This is a genomic window from Saccharothrix longispora, assembly GCF_031455225.1.
Lineage (GTDB): Bacteria > Actinomycetota > Actinomycetes > Mycobacteriales > Pseudonocardiaceae > Actinosynnema > Actinosynnema longispora.
In genome coordinates this window covers 4,507,034-4,528,048 of sequence record NZ_JAVDSG010000001.1, presented here as the reverse complement: position 1 = coordinate 4,528,048, position 21,015 = coordinate 4,507,034, and the positions used below count along the sequence as shown (strand labels likewise).

19 protein-coding genes are annotated in these 21,015 nt (G+C 74.6%); 8 read left to right on the top strand and 11 right to left on the bottom strand.

What is annotated here, in order from left to right:
- Positions 1-3: 3 nt before the first annotated feature.
- Positions 4-3,909 carry a HAMP domain-containing protein gene (locus tag J2S66_RS18235; protein WP_374726094.1) on the bottom strand — a complete coding sequence of 1,302 codons (3,906 nt, stop codon included), beginning with the start codon at positions 3,907-3,909 and terminating at the stop codon, positions 4-6.
- A gap of 95 nt (positions 3,910-4,004) precedes the next feature.
- Here J2S66_RS18235 and J2S66_RS18230 point away from each other — a divergent pair, with 95 nt between their 5' ends.
- From J2S66_RS18230 to pcaC, 6 genes are all read left to right on the top strand, one after another.
- Positions 4,005-5,393, top strand: a complete 1,389-nt coding sequence (locus tag J2S66_RS18230) for a PP2C family protein-serine/threonine phosphatase (protein WP_310308348.1) — start codon at positions 4,005-4,007, stop codon at positions 5,391-5,393.
- A 197-nt stretch (positions 5,394-5,590) separates the two neighbouring features.
- A complete protein-coding gene (gene pcaH / locus J2S66_RS18225; RefSeq protein ID WP_310308347.1) occupies positions 5,591-6,319 on the top strand; it encodes a protocatechuate 3,4-dioxygenase subunit beta in 729 nt (242 codons plus the stop codon).
- Positions 6,312-6,875, top strand: coding sequence for a protocatechuate 3,4-dioxygenase subunit alpha (gene pcaG / locus J2S66_RS18220; protein ID WP_310308346.1), 564 nt, complete (start codon positions 6,312-6,314; stop codon positions 6,873-6,875). The genes pcaH and pcaG overlap by 8 nt, the downstream gene beginning before the upstream one ends.
- Positions 6,850-8,211, top strand: coding sequence for a 3-carboxy-cis,cis-muconate cycloisomerase (gene pcaB / locus J2S66_RS18215; protein WP_310308345.1), 1,362 nt, complete (start codon positions 6,850-6,852; stop codon positions 8,209-8,211). Before pcaG ends, pcaB begins: the two co-directional genes overlap by 26 nt.
- Positions 8,208-8,957, top strand: coding sequence for a 3-oxoadipate enol-lactonase (gene pcaD, locus J2S66_RS18210; RefSeq protein ID WP_310308344.1), 750 nt, complete (start codon positions 8,208-8,210; stop codon positions 8,955-8,957). Before pcaB ends, pcaD begins: the two co-directional genes overlap by 4 nt.
- Positions 8,954-9,370, top strand: a complete 417-nt coding sequence (gene pcaC, locus J2S66_RS18205; RefSeq protein WP_310308343.1) for a 4-carboxymuconolactone decarboxylase — start codon at positions 8,954-8,956, stop codon at positions 9,368-9,370. Before pcaD ends, pcaC begins: the two co-directional genes overlap by 4 nt.
- A 45-nt stretch (positions 9,371-9,415) precedes the next feature.
- On the opposite strand, the gene J2S66_RS18200 is transcribed toward pcaC, so the two are convergent.
- The 6 genes from J2S66_RS18200 to J2S66_RS18175 form a co-directional block, all read right to left on the bottom strand.
- Positions 9,416-10,108 (bottom strand): DUF3618 domain-containing protein, encoded by a 693-nt coding sequence (locus J2S66_RS18200; protein WP_310308342.1) that lies wholly within the window; start codon positions 10,106-10,108, stop codon positions 9,416-9,418.
- Positions 10,084-10,539: a phage holin family protein gene (locus tag J2S66_RS18195; RefSeq protein ID WP_310308341.1), complete on the bottom strand. Its 456-nt coding sequence runs from the start codon at positions 10,537-10,539 to the stop codon at positions 10,084-10,086. The genes J2S66_RS18200 and J2S66_RS18195 overlap by 25 nt, the downstream gene beginning before the upstream one ends.
- Positions 10,526-11,329 (bottom strand): hypothetical protein, encoded by an 804-nt coding sequence (locus J2S66_RS18190; RefSeq protein WP_310308340.1) that lies wholly within the window; start codon positions 11,327-11,329, stop codon positions 10,526-10,528. The genes J2S66_RS18195 and J2S66_RS18190 overlap by 14 nt, the downstream gene beginning before the upstream one ends.
- Positions 11,330-11,479: 150 nt before the next feature.
- Positions 11,480-12,196 carry an SDR family NAD(P)-dependent oxidoreductase gene (locus tag J2S66_RS18185; RefSeq protein WP_310308339.1) on the bottom strand — a complete coding sequence of 239 codons (717 nt, stop codon included), beginning with the start codon at positions 12,194-12,196 and terminating at the stop codon, positions 11,480-11,482.
- Between the two features lie 25 nt (positions 12,197-12,221).
- On the bottom strand, positions 12,222-14,030 hold the full coding sequence (locus J2S66_RS18180) for a LamG-like jellyroll fold domain-containing protein (RefSeq protein WP_310308337.1): 1,809 nt from the start codon (positions 14,028-14,030) through the stop codon (positions 12,222-12,224).
- 66 nt (positions 14,031-14,096) lie between these two features.
- Positions 14,097-14,636 (bottom strand): MOSC domain-containing protein, encoded by a 540-nt coding sequence (locus J2S66_RS18175; RefSeq protein ID WP_310308336.1) that lies wholly within the window; start codon positions 14,634-14,636, stop codon positions 14,097-14,099.
- 115 nt (positions 14,637-14,751) lie between these two features.
- On the opposite strand from J2S66_RS18175, the gene J2S66_RS18170 reads away from it, so the two are divergent.
- The gene (locus J2S66_RS18170) at positions 14,752-15,738 is read left to right on the top strand and encodes a LacI family DNA-binding transcriptional regulator (protein WP_310308335.1); all 987 of its coding nucleotides are present in this window, start codon (positions 14,752-14,754) and stop codon (positions 15,736-15,738) included.
- Here J2S66_RS18170 and J2S66_RS18165 read toward each other — a convergent pair.
- Complete coding sequence (locus tag J2S66_RS18165) at positions 15,707-16,354, bottom strand: hypothetical protein (RefSeq protein ID WP_310308334.1); 648 nt, start codon at positions 16,352-16,354, stop codon at positions 15,707-15,709. The two genes, J2S66_RS18170 and J2S66_RS18165, sit on opposite strands and share 32 nt — an antisense overlap.
- 14 nt (positions 16,355-16,368) lie before the next feature.
- Positions 16,369-17,004 (bottom strand): MBL fold metallo-hydrolase, encoded by a 636-nt coding sequence (locus J2S66_RS18160; protein WP_310308333.1) that lies wholly within the window; start codon positions 17,002-17,004, stop codon positions 16,369-16,371.
- 119 nt (positions 17,005-17,123) lie between these two features.
- Between J2S66_RS18160 and J2S66_RS18155 the strand changes: the two genes are divergently transcribed.
- Positions 17,124-17,489 carry a DUF1622 domain-containing protein gene (locus J2S66_RS18155; RefSeq protein ID WP_310308331.1) on the top strand — a complete coding sequence of 122 codons (366 nt, stop codon included), beginning with the start codon at positions 17,124-17,126 and terminating at the stop codon, positions 17,487-17,489.
- 27 nt (positions 17,490-17,516) lie between these two features.
- On the opposite strand, the gene J2S66_RS18150 is transcribed toward J2S66_RS18155, so the two are convergent.
- Together J2S66_RS18150 and J2S66_RS18145 are read right to left on the bottom strand one after the other, a co-directional pair.
- A complete protein-coding gene (locus J2S66_RS18150; RefSeq protein ID WP_310314874.1) occupies positions 17,517-19,244 on the bottom strand; it encodes an ABC transporter ATP-binding protein in 1,728 nt (575 codons plus the stop codon).
- Positions 19,241-20,902 carry an ABC transporter ATP-binding protein gene (locus J2S66_RS18145; protein ID WP_310308330.1) on the bottom strand — a complete coding sequence of 554 codons (1,662 nt, stop codon included), beginning with the start codon at positions 20,900-20,902 and terminating at the stop codon, positions 19,241-19,243. Before J2S66_RS18145 ends, J2S66_RS18150 begins: the two co-directional genes overlap by 4 nt.
- Positions 20,903-21,015 lie beyond the last annotated feature (113 nt).

Below are 21,015 nucleotides of genomic sequence, written 5' to 3'. Positions count from 1 at the left end.
GCGTCAGTCCTGCTCGACGCCGAGGTAGAACGCGATCAGCCGCAGCAGGTGCTCGGTGTCCACGGGCTTGGTCACGTAGTCCGTCGCGCCCGAGGCCAGCGACTTCTCGCGGTCGCCCTTCATGGCCTTCGCGGTCACCGCGATGACCGGCAGGTCGGCGTAGCGGGACATGGCGCGGATCGCGGCCATGGTCGCGTTGCCGTCCAGCTCCGGCATCATGATGTCCATCAGCACCAGCGTGACGTCGTCGTACTGCTCCAGGGCGCGCACGCCGGTGATGCCGTTGTCGGCGTAGATGACCTGGAGGCCGTGCAGCTCCAGCACGCTGGTCAGGGCGAAGACGTTGCGCAGGTCGTCGTCGACGATCAGCACCTTCTCGCCGTGGAAGCGCATCGGCGGCGGGGGCAGCTCGGCCGGGGCGACCAGCGACTCCGGCGTCGGCTCGACCGGGCTCAGCAGTTCGGGCAGGGCCTCCGGTTCGACGACCACCGGCGGCACCGCGCCCTGCTCGCCCAGCGGCAGGTAGAGGGTGAACGTCGAGCCCACACCGGGTTCGGAGCGGACGTCCAGCCGGCCGTCCAGCAGGATCGACAGCTCGCGGCTGATCGACAGGCCCAGGCCCGTGCCGCCGTACTTGCGCGATGTCGTGCCGTCGGCCTGCTGGAACGCCTCGAAGATCACCGACAGCTTCTCCGCCGGGATGCCGATGCCGGTGTCCTGCACGTCGAACGCCACCGAGCCCTCGAACAGCCGGATGCGCAGCTTGATCTCGCCGGTGTGGGTGAACTTCACCGCGTTGGACAGCAGGTTGCGCAGGATCTGCTGGAGCCGGTGCTCGTCGGTGTGCAGCGTGGTGGGCACGTCGGGGTCGACCACGACCTCGAAGTCCAGGCCCTTCTCCGCCGCCAGCGGCGAGGTCAGCGCCTCCACGTAGGACACGATGTCGGACACCCGCATCGGGTCGGTCTGCACCTGCATGTGCCCGGCCTCGACCTTGGTCAGGTCCAGGATGTCGTCGATCAGCTGGAGCAGGTCCGTGCCGGAGGAGTGGATGGTGCGGGCGAACTCGACCTGCTTGGGGTTGAGGTTGCCGTCGAGGTTGTCGGCGAGCAGCTTGGCCAGGATCAGCAGGCTGTTCAACGGCGTGCGCAGCTCGTGCGACATGTTCGCCATGAACTCCGACTTGTACTTCGACGCCGACGACAGCTGCCGCGCCCGCGCCTCCAGTTCCACCGAGCCCGCCCGCAGCTCCTCGGTCAGGCGCTGCGACTCGGCCAGCAGGCTGTCGGTGCGGGCGTTGGCGAGCATCGTGTTCAGGTTGACGCCGATGCTCTCCTTCAGCTGGTCCAGCAGGTCCAGGTGGACCTCGGTGAACTCGCCGAACGACCCCAGTTCGATCACGCCCAGCGTCTCGCCCTGGAACACGATCGGCAGGATCACCAGGTTCGACGGCGGCGCGGACCCCAGGCCCGACCTCACCTCCAGGTACCCCGGCGGCACGTCGGTGACCAGCACCGTCTTCTTCTCCACGGCGACCTGGCCGACGAGCGACTCGCCCCGGGCGAACCGCGCGGGCCGGCCGCCCCGCGGGGACCAGCCGTAGGCGGCGGTCAGCTCCAGCACCTCGGACTCGCCGTCCACCAGGAAGAACGCGCCGTGCTGCGCGGACACCAGCGGCGTCAGCTCGCTCATGACCAGCGACGCCATCGCCTTGAGGTCGCGGTGGCCCTGCATCTGGCCGGACAGCCGGGCCAGGTTCGTCTTGAGCCAGTCCTGCTCCTGGTTGGCGCGGGTGGACGCCTTCAGGTTGCCGATCATCCGGTTGATGTTGTCCTTGAGGTCGGCGACCTCGCCGGACGCGTCCACGGTGATCTGGCGGGTCAGGTCGCCCGCGGTGACGGCGGTGGCGACGACGGCGATGGCGCGCACCTGCCGGGTCAGGTTGCCGGCCAGCTCGTTGACGTTCTCCGTCAACCGCTTCCAGGTGCCGGAGACGCCCTCGACCTCGGCCTGGCCGCCGAGCTTGCCCTCGGTGCCGACCTCGCGGGCGACGCGGGTGACCTCGTCGGCGAACGAGGAGAGCTGGTTGACCATGGTGTTGATGGTGGTCTTGAGCTCCAGGATCTCGCCGCGCGCGTCGACGTCGATCTTCTTGGACAGGTCGCCGAGCGCGACGGCGGTGGTGACCTGGGCGATGTTGCGCACCTGGTTGGTCAGGTTGTTCGCCATCGAGTTGACGTTGTCGGTCAGGTCCTTCCACGTGCCGGCCACGTTCGGCACGCGCGCCTGGCCGCCCAGGATGCCCTCGGTGCCCACCTCGCGGGCCACGCGGGTGACCTCGTCGGCGAACGCGCGCAGCGTGTCGACCATGCCGTTGAGGGTGTCCGCGAGCGCGGCGACCTCGCCCTTGGCCTCGACGGTGATCTTCTGCGACAGGTCGCCGCGCGCCACCGCCGTGGCCACGTCGGCGATCGACCGCACCTGCGTGGACAGGTTGTCCGCCATGACGTTGACGTTGTCGGTCAGACCCTTCCAGGTGCCCGCCACGCCCGGCACCCGCGCCTGGCCGCCGAGGCGTCCGTCGGTGCCGACCTCGCGGGCGACGCGGGTGACCTCGTCGGCGAACGAGGAGAGCTGGTCGACCATCGTGTTGATGGTCGACTTCAGTTCGAGGATCTCGCCGCGCGCGTCCACGGTGATCTTCTGCGACAGGTCGCCGCGGGCCACGGCCGTGGTGACCTGGGCGATCGACCGGACCTGCGCGGTCAGGTTGTTCGCCATGAAGTTGACGGAGTCGGTGAGGTCGCGCCAGGTGCCGCCCACGCCCGGCACCTGGGCCTGGCCGCCGAGGCGTCCGTCGGTGCCGACCTCGCGGGCGACGCGGGTGACCTCGTCGGCGAACGAGGAGAGCTGGTCGACCATCGTGTTGATGGTCGACTTGAGCTGGAGGATCTCGCCGCGCGCGTCCACGGTGATCTTCTGGGTCAGGTCGCCCTGCGCCACCGCGGTCGCCACCTGGGCGATGTTGCGGACCTGGCTGGTCAGGTTGTTCGCCATCGAGTTCACGTTGTCGGTGAGGTCGCGCCAGGTGCCGGCGACGCCGGTGACCTGGGCCTGGCCGCCGAGGCGTCCGTCGGTGCCGACCTCGCGGGCGACGCGGGTGACCTCGTCGGCGAACGAGGAGAGCTGGTCGACCATCGTGTTGACGGTCTCCTTCAGCTCCAGCATCTCGCCCGCCGCCGTCACGGTGATCTTCTGGGTCAGGTCGCCCTGGGCGACGGCCGTGGTGACCTGCGCGATCGACCGCACCTGCTTGGTCAGGTTGTCGGCCATGAAGTTGACCGAGTCGGTGAGGTCGCGCCAGGTGCCGCCCACGCCCGGCACCTGGGCCTGGCCGCCGAGCCGCCCGTCGGTGCCGACCTCGCGCGCCACGCGCGTCACCTCGCCCGCGAACGTGCGCAGCGTGTCGGTCATCGAGTTGAAGCTCTCCACCAGCGTGGCCACGTCGCCGCGCGCGTCGACCACGATCTCCTGCGACAGGTCGCCCTCGGCGACCGCGGCGAGCACGCGGCTCAGCTCGGCGGTCGGCCGGGTCAGGTCGTCGATCAGGCCGTTCACCGCGTCGGCGGCCATCTCCCAGCCGACCGTGCCGGTGCTCGGCGCGAGCCGCTCGCCCAACCTGCCCTCCTGGCCGACGGACTGGCGCACCCGCACCAGCTCGCCGACCAGCCACTGGTTGCGCTCCGCGATCTCGTTGAAGACCTCGGCCAGCTCGGCTCCCACGCCGTTGCGGTGCCCGTCCGCCGCGGGCACGACGAGGCGACGGCGGAAGTTGCCGTCCCTCATCTCCCGCATCGCGGTGAGCAGGCGGGCCAGGGTCACGTCGGTGTCGTCCTGGGCGGTCGTCACTCGTGCCTCCGATGTCAGCGGAACTGCGCCAAGCCTGCCACTGTTGGTGGCGGCTTGTCCGATAGGTTGGGTCGACCCGACACACAGGAGCCGTGATGGCCCAGGGCTACCGGCAAGGCGCCGACACGGGCCTCGACCTCGACGCGTGGCGCCGTCTCGTCGACGGCTTCCGCGAAGCCGTGGTCGTGCTCGACCCCGACGGCGTCGTCCGGCTGGTCAACCCCCTCGCGGCCGTGCTCTTCCCCGAGGCGCGGCCCGGGTCGGTGCTGCCCGCGCCCCGCGGCCGCGGCCAGGACCTCGGCGGGGGCTGGACCGCCTGGTACGAGAGGTCCGAGGACTACCTGGAACGGGCCGTGCGCCGGTTCTCCGTGCTCACCGACCGGGGCGACGCGCTGCGCGCCGTCGTCGAGATGGCGCCCGCCGAGCACACCGCCGTGGTGCTGCCGGGCCGGCGCGGCAGGCTGGAGTGGTGGCGGCGGACTCCCGCCGGCGACGTCGCCGTGGTCCGCACCACGCGGCAGGTCGTGGCGGGCGCGGCGGGGCTGGACGCGGTCCTGGACGGACTGGTCGAGCACGCCGACATCACCTGTTCGGATGATGGCCCGTGGGGCGGGTCGGGTGACGGCGTGGCCGTGCGGCTGACCGACGGCGGCGCGCTCGTGTGCTTCGGCGGGCGGGACCTGGAGCTGCTCCGGCGGTTCGCCGACCGCGCGTCGTCGGCCGTGGAGGTGAGCACGCGGTTCGCCGACCGGGAGCGGACCGTGGAGGTGCTGCGGGCGAACCTGCTGCCCGCGCCGCTGCCGGACGTGCCGGGCGTGCGGCTGGCGCGGGTGTTCGAGCCCGCCCACCGGACCGCGATGATCGGCGGCGACTTCTACGACGTGCACCCGCGCGAGGACGGCAGCGCGGCGTTCGCGCTCGGCGACGTGGCGGGCAACGGCCTGGAGGCCGCCGTGCACAGCGGTCGGGTGCGGCAGAGCCTGCACACGCTGCTGCTCGTCGAGCAGCGGCCCGCGCAGCTGCTGCACCTGCTCAACGCCGCCCTGCGCGCGGCCGGCAGCCGGCTGTTCACGACCGTCGTGGTCGGCACCATGCTGCCCGTGCAGGCGGGCGGGCTGCGGCTGAACCTCGCGGCGGGCGGCCACCCGGCGCCCCTCGTGCTGCGCGGGAACGGGCGGGTCGAGGAGATCGCCGTGCACGGCGGGATCGTCGGCGTGCTGCCCGAGGTGCGGTTCCAGCAGACGACCGTGCTGCTCGCGCCGGGGGAGACGGTGCTGCTGTTCAGCGACGGCGTGACCGAGGCGCGCAAGGACGGCGACCGGCAGGAGCTGTTCGGCGACGCCCGGTTGAAGGACGCGCTGGCCGACTGCGCGGGCCTGCCGGCCGAGGCGGTGGCCGAGCGCCTGCGGCACGTGGTGTTCGGGTGGCTGGGCGCGGCGGAGCACGACGACCTGACCCTGCTGGTGCTCCAGGCCGAGGACTAGGGACCCGGTCGCCCCGTGCCGCGGTCGTCGGTGCCGCTGCCGTCCACTCCGGACTCCCGCGCGGCGGCGGCCCGGAGGGGCGGAACCGGGCTTCCGGTCAGTGGAAGGTCCCGTTGACCCCCGCCGAACCCGCTGAATAGCGTTCCGCCGCGAGCCGACCCCCGGTCGGACACCCCGGCGCGACGAAGGAGAGCGCGGTGCCGAACCCCACCCGCCTGCCGCACACCTACCGCCGGGACGCGCCGTCCCACCCGCCGCTGGACTTCCCCGGGTACCGGTCGAACGCGCTGCGCGTCCCGCACCGGCCGCTCGTGCTGCTGCCGCAGCGGCTGACCGAGATCACCGGCCCGCTGCTCGGCGAGGAGCGCGTCGGCGCGCACGACGCCGACCTCACCGCCGGGCACGCCGACGAGCCGCAGGGTCAGCGGATCATCGTGTCCGGGCGCGTCCTCGACGGCGACGGCCGACCCGTCGCGGGCACCCTGCTGGAGGTGTGGCAGGCCAACGCGGGCGGCCGGTACCGGCACGACGGCGACCGCCACCCCGCGCCGCTGGACCCGAACTTCACCGGGGTCGGCCGCACGGTCACCGACGCCGAGGGCCGCTACTCGTTCACCACGATCCAGCCCGGCGCCTACCCGTGGCGCAACCACGACAACGCCTGGCGGCCCGCGCACATCCACTTCTCGCTGTTCGGCACCGCGTTCACGCAGCGGCTGATCACCCAGATGTACTTCCCGGGCGACCCGCTGTTCGCGCAGGACCCCATCTACAACTCGGTGCGCGACCCGAGGGCCCGCGAGGCCATGGTGGCCCGCTTCGACCTCGGCACGACCGTGCCCGAGTGGGCGCTGGGCTACCGGTGGGACATCGTGCTGCGCGGCAAGAACCCCACCCCGCTGGAGGAGGAGGACGACGATGAGTGAGTCGTGGACGACGCCGTCGCAGACCGTCGGCCCGTTCTTCCGCCACGGCCTGCTGTGGGAGGACGGCCCGTACGCGGTGCCGGAGGGCACGCCCGGCGGGTTCTGGTTGACCGGCGCGGTGTTCGACGGCGCGGGAGCCCCCGTGCCGGACGCGGTCGTGGAGACCTGGCAGGCCGACCCGGACGGCCGGTTCGACCACCCCGACGACCCGCGCGGCGCGGTGGCCCGGCCGGGTTTCCGCGGCTTCGCCCGCAGCGCCACCGACCCCGAGGGGCGCTTCCGGGTCTTCACCGTGAAGCCGGGCCCGCTGCCGACCGGCGACGGCGCGACGGAGGCACCCCACCTCGACGTGTCGGTGTTCTGCCGGGGCATGCTGGTGCGGCTGGTCACCCGCGCCTACTTCCCCGACGAGGAGGCCAACGCCGCCGACCCGGTGCTCACCTCGATCGACGACCCCGCCGCGCGGGCCACGCTCGTCGCCGCGGGCGTCCCCGGCGGCTACCGCTTCGACATCCACCTGCAAGGGGAGCATGAAACCGTCTTCTTCGACCTCTGACCACGCCCCCCGCTCGCTGTGGGGGAACCTGTTCACCGACCCGGACGTCGAGGCGGAGGTCTGCGACCGGGCGTGGCTGCGCGCCATGCTGGACTTCGAGCGCGCCCTGGCCATCGTGCAGGCCAGGGCCGGCCTGGTGTCCGAGGAGGCGGCCCGGATGGTGGTGACCGCCATCGACGTCGGCCGCTACGACCCGGTCGTCCTGGGCGAAGGAGCGCTGACCTCCGGCACGCCCGTGGTGCCGCTCGTCCGCGCGATCGGTGAGCACGTCACCGCCGAGGGGCGGGCCGCCGTGCACAACGGCGCGACCAGCCAGGACGTGCTGGACACCGCGATGTCGCTGGTGGCGCACCGCGCCCTCGGGCCGCTGCTGGCGGGGCTGCGGGGCGTCGCCGACGAGTGCGCGCGGCTCGCGGCCCGGCACCGGGACACCCTGATCGCCGGCCGCACCCTCGCCCAGCATGCCTTGCCGACCACGTTCGGGCTCAAGTGCGCCGGGTGGCTCGTCGCGGTCGACGAGGCGGGGGACGCGCTGGACCGGGTGCGCGGCACGAGGCTGGCCGTGCAGTTCGGCGGCGCGGCGGGCACGCTGGCCGCCGTGGCGGACCCGCGCGGCGCCCTCGTCGACCAGTTGGCCGCCGAACTGGGCCTGGTCGCGCCGATCGTCCCGTGGCACACGGACCGGACGCGGGTGGCCGAGCTGGCGTGCGCGCTGGGGGAGGTGTCCGGCGTGCTGGGCAAGATCGCGCAGGACGTCGTGCTGCTGGCGCAGACCGAGGTCGGCGAGGTGACCGAGGGCGCCGGCGGCACGTCGTCCGCCATGCCGCACAAGCACAACCCGGTGCGCTCGGTGCTGGTGACCGCGTGCGCGCGGCGGGTGCCCGGCCTGGTGGCCTCCGCGCTGTCCGCGATGCCGCAGGAGCACGAGCGGGCGGCGGGCGCGTGGCACAGCGAGTGGCACACCGTCTCCGAGCTGCTGAGCCTCGTCGGCGGCGCGGTGCGCGGCACCCGCGAGCTGCTGTCCGGGCTGCGCGTCGACGCGGATCGGATGCGCCGCAACCTGGAGCTGACCGGCGGCCTGCTGATGGCGGAGAACGTGGCCGTGCGGCTGGCGGCCAGGATCGGCCGGTCCGAGGCGCAGGACCTGGTGGCCGAGGTGTGCCGCACCGCCGCAGCGGCCGGCCTGCCGCTGCGCGAGGCGCTGCTGGCCGACCTGCGGATCGGCCTGTCGGAGAAGGAGGTCGACGACGCGCTCGACCCCGCCGGGTACCTGGGCTGCGCGGGCGAGTTCGTCGACCGCGCCCTCGCGGCGCACCGGGGGAGGGGGAGGCCGTGACGCTCCACCACGTGCTGAGCGGACCGCCGGACGCGCCGGTGGTCGTGCTCGGCCCGTCGCTGGGCACCACCACCGCGCTGTGGGAGCCGCAGCTGGCCGCGCTGGAGTCCCGGTTCCGGGTGCTGCGCTACGACCACCGCGGCCACGGCGGCAGCCCTTCCGCGCCGGGGCCGTGCCGGATCGAGGACCTCGCCGGCGACGTGCTCGCGCTGCTCGACGCGCTCGACCTGCCCCGCGTGTCCTACTGCGGCGTGTCGCTGGGCGGCATGGTCGGCATGTGGCTCGCCGGGCACGCGCCCGAGCGGGTCGAGCGGCTGGTGCTGTGCTGCACCACGGCGTCGTTCACCGACCCGGGTCCGTGGCTGGAGCGGGCGGCGGCCGTGCGGGCCGCCGGCACCGGCTCCATCGCGCCCTCCGTGGTGGGCCGCTGGTTCACCCCCGCGTTCCGCGAGGCGCACCCGGACGTGGCGCCCGCGTTCGAGGCCGGCCTGTCCGCCGTGGACGACGAGGGCTACGCGGCCTGCTGCGAGGCGCTGGCGTCACTGGACCTGCGGTCCGTGCTGCCCGCGATCGGGGCGCCCACCGCGGTCGTCGCGGGCGTCCACGACGGGGCCACGCCGCCGTCGTGGGGGCGGGCGATCGCCGACGCGGTCCCCGGCGCCTCCTTCCACCTCGTGGAGGGCGCGCACCTGGCGAACGTGGAGGCGGCGGACGCGGTGTCGGCGATCCTGGGGGAGCACCTGTGAGCGGCGGTCCGGCGGAGCGCGAGTCGCGTCGCGAAGCGGGGACGCGGGTGCGGCGGGAGGTGCTGGGCGACGACCACGTCGACCGCGCCGCGGCCGGCGCCGACGCGTTCACCGCCGACTTCCAGGACTTCATCACGCGCTACGCGTGGGGCGAGGTGTGGGCCAGGCCGGGCCTGGAGCGGCGGGCGAGGTCGTGCGTCACGCTGGCGGTGCTCGCCGCGCTCGGGCACGAGCGGGAGCTGGCGATGCACGTGCGGGCGGCGCTGCGCAACGGGCTGGCGCCGGACGAGATCAAGGAAGTGCTGTTGCAGGTCGGCGTGTACGCGGGCGTGCCCGCCGCCAACCGGGCGTTCGCCGTCGCCCAGCCGATCATCGCGGAGATCGGGGACGACCGCGCGGGAACCGCGGGCTGACCGGCGGGGCGGCGTTCGGCACGCCGCCCCGACCCGGTCCTCCCGCTAGCCGCGTGCCTCGTGCTTGACCTGCTGCCCGGACTCGCGGGCGTGCTGCCCGACGTCCTGGGCCGAGCCCTTGGCCTGCTCCGCGGTGGTCTGCGCGGCGTCCTGGGCCGTCTGCTTCACCTCGGCCGCGGCGTCGCTCACGGCGGAGGTGGCACCCTCCTTGAGGGTCTGCGCGGACTCGGCGAGCGCTTCCTTCACCGGCTCCATGACGTCACCGGCGCGGTCGCCGAGCTGCCGCACGGCGTCCTGCTCGGCCCGGGTCGCCGGGATCAGCGCGGCCACCAGGGCACCCGCGCCGAACGCGATCAGGCCCGCCGCCAGCGGGTTGCCGCGCGCCTGCTCACGCGCCTGCTGCGGCGCGTTCTGCACGGCCTGGGCGGCCTGCTGCGCGGTGTCGGCCACGCCGTGCGCGGCCTGCTGCGCCTTGTCGCCCACCGTCGAGGCGACGTTCGAGGCGGTCTCGGACGCCCGGTCGCCCACGTGCGAGGCGTGCTGCTGCACGGTCGTGGTGTCCGGCATGGTGCCCATGACCCTCTCCCTCAAGGTGGTGATGCCACGCCGGACCCTGGTCACCCGGCGCTGCGCGATGTTGGCAGGCTTCGTGTGGTCGACGATCCGGTTGGCGTCCGCGACGAGCTCGGCGCGCGTCCGGTCGATGTCCTGCCTTATTTGGTCGGGTGACGGGCCCATTCCGCGTCCTCCTTGAGGGTTTCGATGGTGCGCTCCGGCTTGGGCGACACGGTCTTGAGCTGCTTGCGGCCGGTCGAGTACAGGGCGAACCCGCCGATGCCCCACAGCGCGCCGACGATCAGCGCGGCCCAGCCCAGGGGCATGACGGCGCCCAGGGCGAAGACGAGGGCGAAGCTCAGCAGGATCACGGCCATGTAGCCGGCGAACCCGGCGGCGCCCAGCATCCCGGCGGCCTTGCCCGCCTTGGACGCCTCCTGCCGGATCTCGGCCTTGGCCAGCTCCAGCTCCTGGCGCATCAGGCGCGACAGGTCCTCGGTCAGCTCACCCACCAGCTGCCCGAGGGACGCCTCCTCCTGGCCCTGCGCCTGCGCGTGGGGCTCCGGCGTGACGTCCACCCGGGGGTACGGGAGGCCGGTCTCAGCGCTGGACATACCGCGCACCCCCCGGCTGACCGGGCTGCGGCTGGTAGCCACCGGGCTGCGGCTGGTAGCCGCCCGGGATCTGCGGGGCGAGCGAACCGTGCTCCGGCTCGGGCGCGCCGAACTCCGGTGCCGTCGGCGCCACCGGGGTGGTGGGCGTCGCGGGCATCCCGGGGGCGACCGGGGGCTGCTGGGCCGCCCACTGGGGCGACTGCTGCCGCTGCTGCGGGTACTGGTGGGTCGGGACGTCGTGCGGCAGCTCACCGCTCACGTGCCGGCCACCGGGGTACTGACCGACCTGACCCTGGCCGCCCTGCGGCCGGCTCGACGCGGCGCTCGCGCTCTTGGCGACCCGCGCGACCAGGAAACCGGCCACGGCGGCGCCGATGAGGAACGTCCCCGGCTTGCGCCGGGCGAAGTCCTGGGCGCCGTCGAGCAGGCCGCGCGCGCCCCGCTCGTCGAGGAACCGGGCCGCCTGGCGGCCGGTGTCCGCGACCTGGCGCAGCGCGCCGGCGGACATGGTGTCCGGGCCCGAGCCGTCGGCCATCGAGGTCAGCTCGTCGGCGATGCGGTTGATCTGCTGGGACACCCGCTGCGCCTGCTGATCGGCCTCTCCGGCGATGCGCTGGCGCACGTCGGTCACCACGTGCTTGGCCTGGGTCTTGGCCTCCCCGGCGACGTGACCCGCCTGCTCACGCGCGGTGGACGCCACCTCACCGGCGGCCTGCCCGGCGTGCTGCGCCACGGCGGTGCCTTCCTCGCGGGCGGTCTCGCGGACCGCACCCGCCTGGTTCTCGGCCACGACTGACTCCTCACGGTCGGCGTGCTCTCTCGCCATGGGAGCTACCCGCCTGAGCCGAGCCCAATCACCTTCTTCGTGACCGACACCGCCGTTCGGGTGTCCTACTATCGTGTTTTGTCTCTCAAACCGAATTCATGTCACAATCCGTGGTCACCAGGTGGGCCGCGCGCCGACCCCGCCGTCCACCACGAGGTCGTGCCCGGTGATCCACGAGGCCATCGACGAGGCCAGGAACACGCACGCGTCACCGACGTCCTCGGGCGTGCCCAGGCGGGTCAGCGGCGCCGCCGCCGTCCACCGCGCGACGCCCTCCGGCCACTCGTCCCCGATCCCCGGCCGGCCCACCAGGCCCGGTGAGACCGTGTTGACCCTGATCCCGCGCTCCCCGTACTCCAGCGCCGCCGACCGCGCGTGCATGATCAGCGCCGCCTTGGCCGCGCTGTAGTGGGCGTGACCGCGGGCCGGGTGCGTTCCCTCGATCGAGGCGAGGTGGGTGATGGACCCGCCGGCCCCCATCACCTCCACCGCCGCCTGCGTGCAGCAGAACGCGGTCGTGAGGTCCGCCTCCACGACGGAGCGCCACTCGGCGGCGGACATCCCCGCCAGCTCCCGCACGGGTTGCACCCCGGCGCAGTTGACCACCGCGTCCAACCGCCCGCCCCACCCGAACGCCGCGCCCACCACCCGTCGGCACGCCTTCTCGTCCCGCAGGTCGCCCCGGACCCCGAGCACCCCGCCGCCCACGTCCCCGGTGAACCCGTGCACCACCACCGACGCCCCGGCCGCCGCGAACCGCCGCACCACGCCGCGCCCGATGTGCCCGCTGCCGCCGGTGACCAGGGCGACCGTCCCGTCCAGGAGTCCCACGGGGACGGACGGTAGCGCGGCCCGCCTACCGCGTGCCGGTGAGGAACTGCGCGGGCCGCAGGGCGCGCGCGGTGATCCGGGTGTCGCCGATCCAGCCGTGGAAGCCCTGGCCGTAGCGCAGCGCGAACTGGGTGCCGCCCAGCGCGAACGGCCTGCCCAGCGTGGAGATGCCGCGCGACTCCTCGGCGGCGTTGCGGGCGATCCTCGCGCCGTCCACGTACATCGTGGTGCGGCGGCCGTCGTTGACCACGGCGACGTGCGTCCACCGCCCGACCGGGACGGCGTGGCTCCACGACGTGGGGTCGGCGTCCCCCGGCACCGGGTAGACCACGAACTGGAGGAACCGCTCGCCGGACAGGTTCAGGCTGCACGTCGGCTCGTCGTCCGACCAGCCCGCGGACTTGCCGGCGTCGCCCGCGCGCCCCTCCCAGCTGAGCAGGCCCATCCACGCGTGGTCGCCGACGAACGGGTCGGGCAGCTTGAAGAACGTCTCGATGGTGTAGCCGGACTCGAAGCGCATCCCGTTGAGCGGCGCGGTGTCGGAGGTGCGCAGCACCGCGCCCCGGTCCGGGTTCCTGCCCCCTTCGAACCGCAGGCTCGCGTGGCCCGGCTGGCCGTCGTGGTGCTCGTCGGACCACGTCAGCACGTCCGGGCCGCTCGCGTGCAGCCGCTGCGCGGTCAGGTCGTTGCCGTGCCCGGTCAGGTCGCGGGCCACCGCGCCCGCGGCCACCGGGCCCCCCGCCGCGGGGAAGCCGGCGGCGTCGAAGCGCCAGTACGCCACCGTGTCGCGGGTGACCACCGCGCTCGCCGGGCGCGACGGCGGCACCGCGGGCGGCGCGAACCCGGCGAACCGCTCCCGGAAGTCGATCTCCACGGTGAACCGGTCCGCGTCACCGCTCAGCCGCGCGGTCTCCGCCTCCGGCGGGGTGCCCGGGTCGCGCGACAGCAGCCACGGCGAGAACGTCTCCACGTCGATCACGCCGCGCGCCAGGTCGAAGGTGTAGAAGCGGACCATGCCCGCGCCGCCGTAGTAGCGGTCCTGGTAGTTGGTCAGGTGCAGGTGCACGTCGTGGCCGTGGTCGTTGACCAGCGTCGTGCGGCCGGACGGCCAGTAGTGGCCGTTGAGGGTCAGGAAGACCTGGTCGTTGCGGCGGATCAGGGTGTCCCACAGGAACCTGCCGTGCGCGGACAGCTCGGCGCGCGGGCTGCCCGCCACCAGGTCGTGCGTGGTGAGGACCGCGGGCAGCGACCGGTGCTCGTCCAGCACGCCCTGCGCCCAGCGGGCGCCCTGCTCGGACACCCGCCAGTCCAGGGCCAGCACCAGCCACTCGCGACCGCCGGCGCGCAGCACGTGGTAGCTGTTGTAGCCGTCGGGCGCGAAACCGCCGAAGGTCGGCATCCGCCGGAACCGCTCCGGGCCGAACGTGCGCGAGTGCGGCGTGGGGCCGCGCCGGTCGTCGGTGCCCGAGGGCACGTCGTGGTTGCCGGCCAGGACGCTGTAGGGCACGCCGCCGGTGAACACCGAGTCGGCCAGCCGCATCTCCGCCTCGGTGCCGTGCTCGGTGACGTCGCCCAGGTGCGCCAGGAACACCACGTTCGCGTCGCGGTCGCGGGCGACCGCGCGCAGGGCCGCGCGCACCGGCTCCGGGTCCGAACCGCCCTCGTCGAGCAGGTACTGGGTGTCGGGCAGCACCGCGATCGTGAAGCGGTCGGCCTCGTGGTCCACCGCGGGGGTGGCGCCCGCGACCGCCGGGGCGAGCGCGGGGGTGAGCGCGGCGGCGGCGGGTACGGCCACGGCGGCGTGCAGGAGGGCGCGGCGTCCGACTCGGGTCATGGCGGGCAGCCTGCTGGACGTGCCTTCCGGGGGCCCGAACCGCGGGCGAACGGCGGCTGAACCGCGTCAGACGGGCTGGAGCGCGGTGTGCGGCCCCGCGGGCAGCTCGACCAGGACCGCGTCACCGGGGTGGACGACGCCGCCGACCAGCACGACCGACATGACGCCCGCCCGGCGCACCACGCCGCCGTCCTCGTCGCGTCCCACGACCCGCTTGAGCAGCCCGGTCCGGAACGCCTCGATCTGCGGGCACGGGTTGCGCAGCCCGGTCACCTCGACCACCGCGTCCGGCCCGAGGCGCAGGCGCGTGCCGGTCGGCAGGCCGAGCAGGTCGACGCCGCGCGTGGTCACGTTCTCGCCGAGCTGCCCGGCGGCGACCTCGAAGCCCAGCCCGGTCAGCTCGTCGTGCAGCTCGGCGTGCATCAGGTGGACCTGGCGCAGGTTCGGCCGCGTCGGGTCGCGCCGCACGCGCGAGCGGTGCTTGACCGTCACACCGCTGTGCACGTCCCCCTCCACGCCGAGCCCGGCGACCAGGGTCACGGCGTCGCGGACGGGCTTGGTGAAGGTGTACTCCCCGCTGCGGCTCACGGCGGTGACGATCCCCATGCACCCGACCCTAACCCACGACCCAGCCCTTGACGCTGCGTGCGCGCAGCGGTTGACTGCGTGACCGTAACCGGTTTCGGTACCGGTTCCGATCACCTCGACGAGGAGGGGCACCGTGCGGGTCACGATCGCTGAAGTCGCGCAGCGCGCCCAGGTGAGCAAGGCGACGGTGTCCCGGGTGCTCAACGGCAAACCGGACGTGGACGCGGCCACGGCGGCCCGCGTCCGGCAGGTGATCGCCGATGTCGGGTACGTGCCCAGCGCGCGGGCGGTCGGGTTGGCGCGCGGCCGGGCCCGCACCGTCGGCATGCTCGTGCCGTCGCTGACCTGGCCGTGGACCGGCGAGGTCGTGCAGGGCGCGGTGGACGAGCTGGAGGCGGAGGGCTACGGCCTGCTGCTCTACACCGTCAACCGGGGCGCGGAGTCGCTGGCGCAGTTCGCGAGCCACGTGTCGGCCAAGGCGTTCGACGGGCTGCTGGTGATCGAGCCGCCGGACACGCTGAGCTACATCGAGACCCTGCACGGCCAGGGCCTCCCGGTGGTGATGATCGACGACCGCGGCAGCCGCCCCGGGTTCCCGTCGGTGACCACCACCAACCGCGAGGGCGCGCGTGCGGCGGCGCAGCACCTGGTGGCGGCCGGGCGGCGGCACTGCGCCGTCGTGACCGGTCCCGCGAACTTCGGCTGCGTGCGGGAACGCCTCGACGGCTTCCTCGACGCGCTGGGCGAGGCGGGCCACCACGTGGACCCGAGGCTGGTGGTGGAGGGCGACTTCTCCACCGACCGGGGCGCCGTGGCGGCGGAGAAGCTGATGGCGACGGGACTGCCGTTCGACGCCGTGTTCGCGCACAACGACCTGTCGGCCCTCGGTGTGATCCGCGCCCTGGGCGCGGCGGGCCGCACCGCGCCGGGCGACGTGGCCGTCGTGGGCTTCGACGACATACCCATCGCGGGTCACGCCGAGCTGACCACCGTGCGCCAGCCGATGCGGGCGATGGGCGCGGCCGCCGCGCGCCTGCTGCTGGCCCGCCTGGAGGGCGCCGCGCCGGCCGCGGAACCCGTGGTGCTGCCTACGGAGCTGGTCGTCCGCCGTTCCGGCTGAGCAGCAGGCGGGCGCACAGGAGCATCAGCGCGAACAGCAGGAGCAGCGCGCCGCTCGCGCCCGGTTCCGCCTGGGCGGCCTGCCGGGTCTCCTGCACCACGCCGAACGCGGCCGTCCCGGACAGCAGGCACAGCGCGGTGCCCAGCCGGTGGGGCGGCTGGGCGGCGAGCAGGCGCGGCGTGCAGCGGTCGAGGGCGGTGGACAGCCCGGCGCGGAAACCGGTGCCCGACAAGCGGGACCACGCGCCGACGCCCGTGACGGCGAGCGCCACCACGACGGCGTCGAGCACGAGCTTGACCCACAGGCGACCGGGGCCGATCACGCCGTCCACCGTGCCGCCGACCACCACGCAGGCCAGGAACAGGGGCAGCAGCGCCTTCGCCCAGCGGCCGAGGAGCGACCCGGCCGCCGGCGCCCGGCGCGCGGCGACGGGGTGGTGCCGCGGTGCGGCCGGGTGTGGCGACGGGGTCGGGTACAGCGGTGCGGCGGCGTACGGCGGCCCGTGGCCGACGTGGAAGTGCACGTCGCCGTGGATCGAGCCCGCCTGGACCGACGGCCCGTGCACGGGGGCGTTGACGGTGTTGTGCGTGCCTAAGGCGGGATCCGGCTGCGTCACGCGGGCAGCGTACGTCAGCGCCCCGACAGCAGCGGGGTGCCGTGGCCGACGCACAGCACGCGCGGTGCCAGGCCCAGCAACCGGTCCACCGAGCGCAGCAGCCGGGGCCGGTCGAGGTTGAACACGCCCGGGATGGCCCGACCCTCCCGGGTGGCGACGGTGTCCCCGGTGAACAGCACGCCGTGCGCGGGCAGGTGGATGGCGATGCTGCCGTCCGTGTGGCCGGGGATGGACAGCACGCGCGCCCCGCCGCCGAAGTCCAGCACGTCGCCCTCGTCCACCTCGACGTCGACCGGGCAGGGCGGCGCGGCCGGGACACCGGGCGTGACGCGGTCGAACAGCTCGCGCTCCTCCGGCGGGACCACGGGCGGCGGGCCGGGCGCGTCGCCCCGGATCACGGGCGCCTCCGCGCGGTGCGCGACCACGGGCGCGCCGGTGAGCCCGCGCAGCGCGGCGGCCGAGCCGGTGTGGTCGGCGTGGAAGTGGGTGAGGACGATCCGGTCCACCCGTCCCAGCGCGGCGATCCGCTCGGCGTGCCCCGCCGTGCCGGTGTCGACGACGGTCAGCCCGTCGCCGTCCTGCCACGCGTACGCCTGACCGACCGGGAACGTGAGCATCCGCAGGCCCGGCACCACCTCGGTGATCTCCACGACGCCACGCTAGGTGCCCCGGGCGGTCCGCCGGGGTGGTTTCGCCGTGGGCTGACGCCGGGTAGGAGACCCGAGGAGGTGCGGCCGCGGACGGGGAAACGCTCCGCGAGGTCATCGGCGTGCTGGTCCGCGTGGTCGAGGCGGCGGGCGCGGGGATCATCGTCGTGGGCGCCCTGTGGGCGCTGGTCCGGATGGTGGTGGAGGGCGCGCGGCACCGGAACACGTCGGTGTTCACGCCGATCAGGCTGTCCCTGGGCAGGTTCCTCGTGCCGGGGTTGGAGTTCCAGCCGGCCGGTGACGTCCTGCGCACGGCGGTGTCGCCCAGCTTCGAGGACATCGGCCGGCTCGCCGCGATCGCCGCCATCCGCACCGCGCTGAACTACTTCCTCGACAAGGAGATCGCCGAGGAGCAGGCCCAGGTCGGGGCCGCCGGGACCCGTGACGACGAGCCCGCGGCACGGGACGTCCCGCCGCCGTCCCGCTGACGGGTCCGACCTCCGCCCGGCGGCCACCTAGGACCTCGTGCCCGACCACGCCGCCCACAGCTCGGCGTAGCGCCCGCCCGCCGCGAGCAGCTCGTCGTGCGTGCCGGTCTCCACGACCCGCCCCGCCTCCAGCACGACCACCCGGTCCGCCGTCGCCGCCTGCGTGAGCCGGTGGGCGACGAGCAGGCCCGTGCGGCCCTCCAGGGCACGTGCCGCGGCGGCCTCCAGTTCGCGCGCGCCCGCGCTGCCCGCGTCCGCGGTGGCCTCGTCGAGGATCGCCACCGGCGGGTCGGCCAGGACGAGCCTCGCCAGCGCGAGCTGCTGCGCCTGCGCCACGGTGAGCCGGTGCCCGCCCTCGCCGACGACGGTGCCCAGGCCGCGGGGCAGCGCGGTCGCCCACCCCAGCGCGCCCACCCGGTCGAGGGCGTCGGCCAGCTCCTCGTCGGTGGCCGACGGCCGGGCCAGGCGCAGGTCGTCGGCCAGCGGGCCGGCGAACACGTGCACCTCCTGGGTGATCAGCGCGACCGAGCGGACCGCCGAGCCCAGGTCGACGCCGCCCACGCTGATGCCGCCGGCGGTGGGTTCGTGCACGCCCGCGACGAGCTTCGCCAGCGTCGTCTTGCCCGCACCGGACGCGCCGACCAGCGCCACCCGCTCCCCGGCGGACAGCTCCAAGTCCACGTCCCGCAGCACCGGGTGCCCCGGCGCGTAGGCGTGGCCGACGCCCGTCAGCTTCACCGCGCTGTCCGCCGGCCGCACCCGGTCCCCGGTCGGCGGCACGGGCTCGTCCGCCACGCCCACCAGGCGGGACAGCGACGCGGTGGCGGCCTGCGCGTCGTCGGCCAGCGCCAGCGCCGCGTTGACCGGGTTGAACAGGCCGTGGAAGTACAGGGCGGCGGCGGTGGCCGTGCCGATCGACGCGGAACCGTCGCCCACCAGCAGGAAACCGGTCACCAGCACGCCGGCGAGGCCGATGAACTCGGCCAGGTTGAGCCGCCCGTAGAACGAGGTCAGCAGCCGGATGCCGCGCAGTGCCAGGTCCACCGCCGCGCGCGACCGGGCCCCGACGCGGGCCACGTGCTCGTCGGCCAGCCCGAACGCCCGCACGGTCGTCGCGCCGCCGATCGAGTCCAGCAGTTGCTGCTGCTGCACGCCCACCGCGACCCGCTGCGCCGCGTACAGCCGCACGGCCCGCCCGCCGTACCAGCGCACGGTGTGCACGTGGACCGGCAGCGCGAGCAGCACGGGGACGAGGAACCGCCAGTCGAGGACGGCGATGCCGACGACGGTCAGCCCGATGGTCAGCGCAGAGCGCGCCATGACCGGCAACGCGGTGCGCACCGCGTCGGCGATCACCTGCACGTCCCGGGTGACCCGCGAGGTCAGGTCGCCCGCGCCCGCCTCCTCGACCCGCTCCAGCGGCAGGTGCAGGGCGCGTTCGACGAACCTCTCCCTCAGGTCGGCCAGCGCGCCCTCGCCCAGCCGCGCGACGAGCGACGTGCCGAACGCGGTGGACGCGCCCTGCACCGCGGCCACCAGCGCGAGCACGACGACGAGCCAGGTGATGTCGGCGGACCCGGTGGCCACGACGTCCACGACCCGGCCGAGCGCGGGCGCGGTGAGCAGGCCGACCGCGGTGCCCGCGAACAGCACCAGGAACGCCGCCCACGCGAGCCCGCGCCGGGGCCGGACGAGTTCGCCGACGGCGGCCCACGTGCGGGCGGCGGACGCCGTCGCCAGCAGTTCCCGCATCAGCTCAGCACCACCAGTCGGTAGTCCTCGCCGGCGACCAGGTCGGCGTGCGCGCCGGAGGCGACGACCTGGCCGCCGGCCAGGAACACCACCCGGTCGGCCGCGGCCAGCAGGGCGGGGCTGGTGGCCACCACGATCGTCGTGCGGCCCGCCCGGACCCGCCTGATCCCGTCCGCCAGCGCCACCTCGGTCACCGCGTCCACGGCGGTCGTCGGATCGTGCACCACCAGCACCGGCGGGTCGGCGGCCAGCGCCCGGGCCAGCGCGACCCGCTGCCGCTGCCCGCCGGACAACGACCGGCCGCGCGCGGACACCGGCGTGTCCAGCCCGTCGGGCAGGGCGCGGGCGACGTCGTCCACGCGCACCGCCGCCATCGCCTCGTCGGCACGACCGCCGGACGCGGCGATGACGTTCTCCCGCACCGTCCCCTCGAACAGTTCCGCGTCGTGCGCGGCGACCAGCAGCGCCGACCGCAGCGCAGAACCCTCCACAGAGGACAGTGTGACACCGTCGAGCGCCACCGAGCCCGCCACCGGGTCCACGTCCCGCGCCAGCACGGCCAGCAGCGACACCGCGTCCGCGGCGTCCCGCGCCACCACGCCGATCAGCTCGCCCGGCGCGGCGGACAGCGTGACGCCGCGCAGCGTCCCCGACACCACGTCGGTCAGCTCGACCCGGCCCGCGACGGAGGGCAGGGGAGCGGACCCCGGTGGCACGGCCGGGGGCGCGGCGAGCACCTCGGCCACCCGCGCGGCCGACGCGCGGCCCTGCGCGAGCAGGCCGTTCACCCAGGAGAAGACGGACAGCGGCCACAGCAGGAACTGCGCCAGGCCGACCGCGGCGACGAGTTCGCCGACCGTGATCGCGCCGGACGACGCCAGGCGCCCGCCCACCAGGGCCACGACCGCCAGGAACACGCCGGTCAGGGCGATCATCCAGCCGTCGAGCCAGGCGCGGGACCGGGCGGCCCGGACCGCCGCCTCCATGGACGACCTGCTGGTCGCCCGGTACCTCCGCGCCGCCGTCGCCTCCGCGCCGATGCCCTTGAGCGCCCGCAGCCCGGCGACCAGGTCGGCGGCGACGCCGGAGGCCAGCGCGGCCCGGTCCTGCTCGGCGTCGCTGCGCCGTTCGAGCGGTTTGCCCAGCAGGTGCGCGACCAGCAGCAGCACCGGCGCGGCCACCAGGACCAGCAGGCCGAGCGCGACGGAGACCCGCAGCAGCGCCACGGCGCCCACCAGCAGGCCCGCGACGGCGGCGAACGCGGTGGGCAGCGCCAGGTTGACCTGCCCCACGCGCTGGGCGTCGCTGGTGGCGATGTCGGCCAGCTCGCCGGACAGCCGGCCGTGCCCGCCCCCGCCGTCGGGCGACAGCACGCGGGCCGCCAGGCGGGTGCGCACCTCGTGCGCGGCCAGGTTGGCGGCGCGTTCGGCGCACCGCAGGGAGAACCGGAAGCTCACCGACAGCACGAGGAACACGACCGCGAGCACGCCGATCCAGAACGCCAGCCGCCCGCCCGCGCCGGTGCGCACGGCCTCGTCGACGACCACGCCGATCAGCAGCGGGACGGCGGCTTCACCCGCCTGGTGGGCCGCACCGAGCAGTGAAGCCAGGGTGACGGGTTTCCACTGCCCGGTCACGGCTTCCCGGAGAACCGCTTTCACCCCGATGTCCGCCTTCCACGAGCTGTCAGGTGAGGCTAGCCTAAGGATATGAGGAGGGCTGGATCACTCCCGTTGCGCGCGAACTTAGGTTAGGGTAACCAAAGTTCGATCTT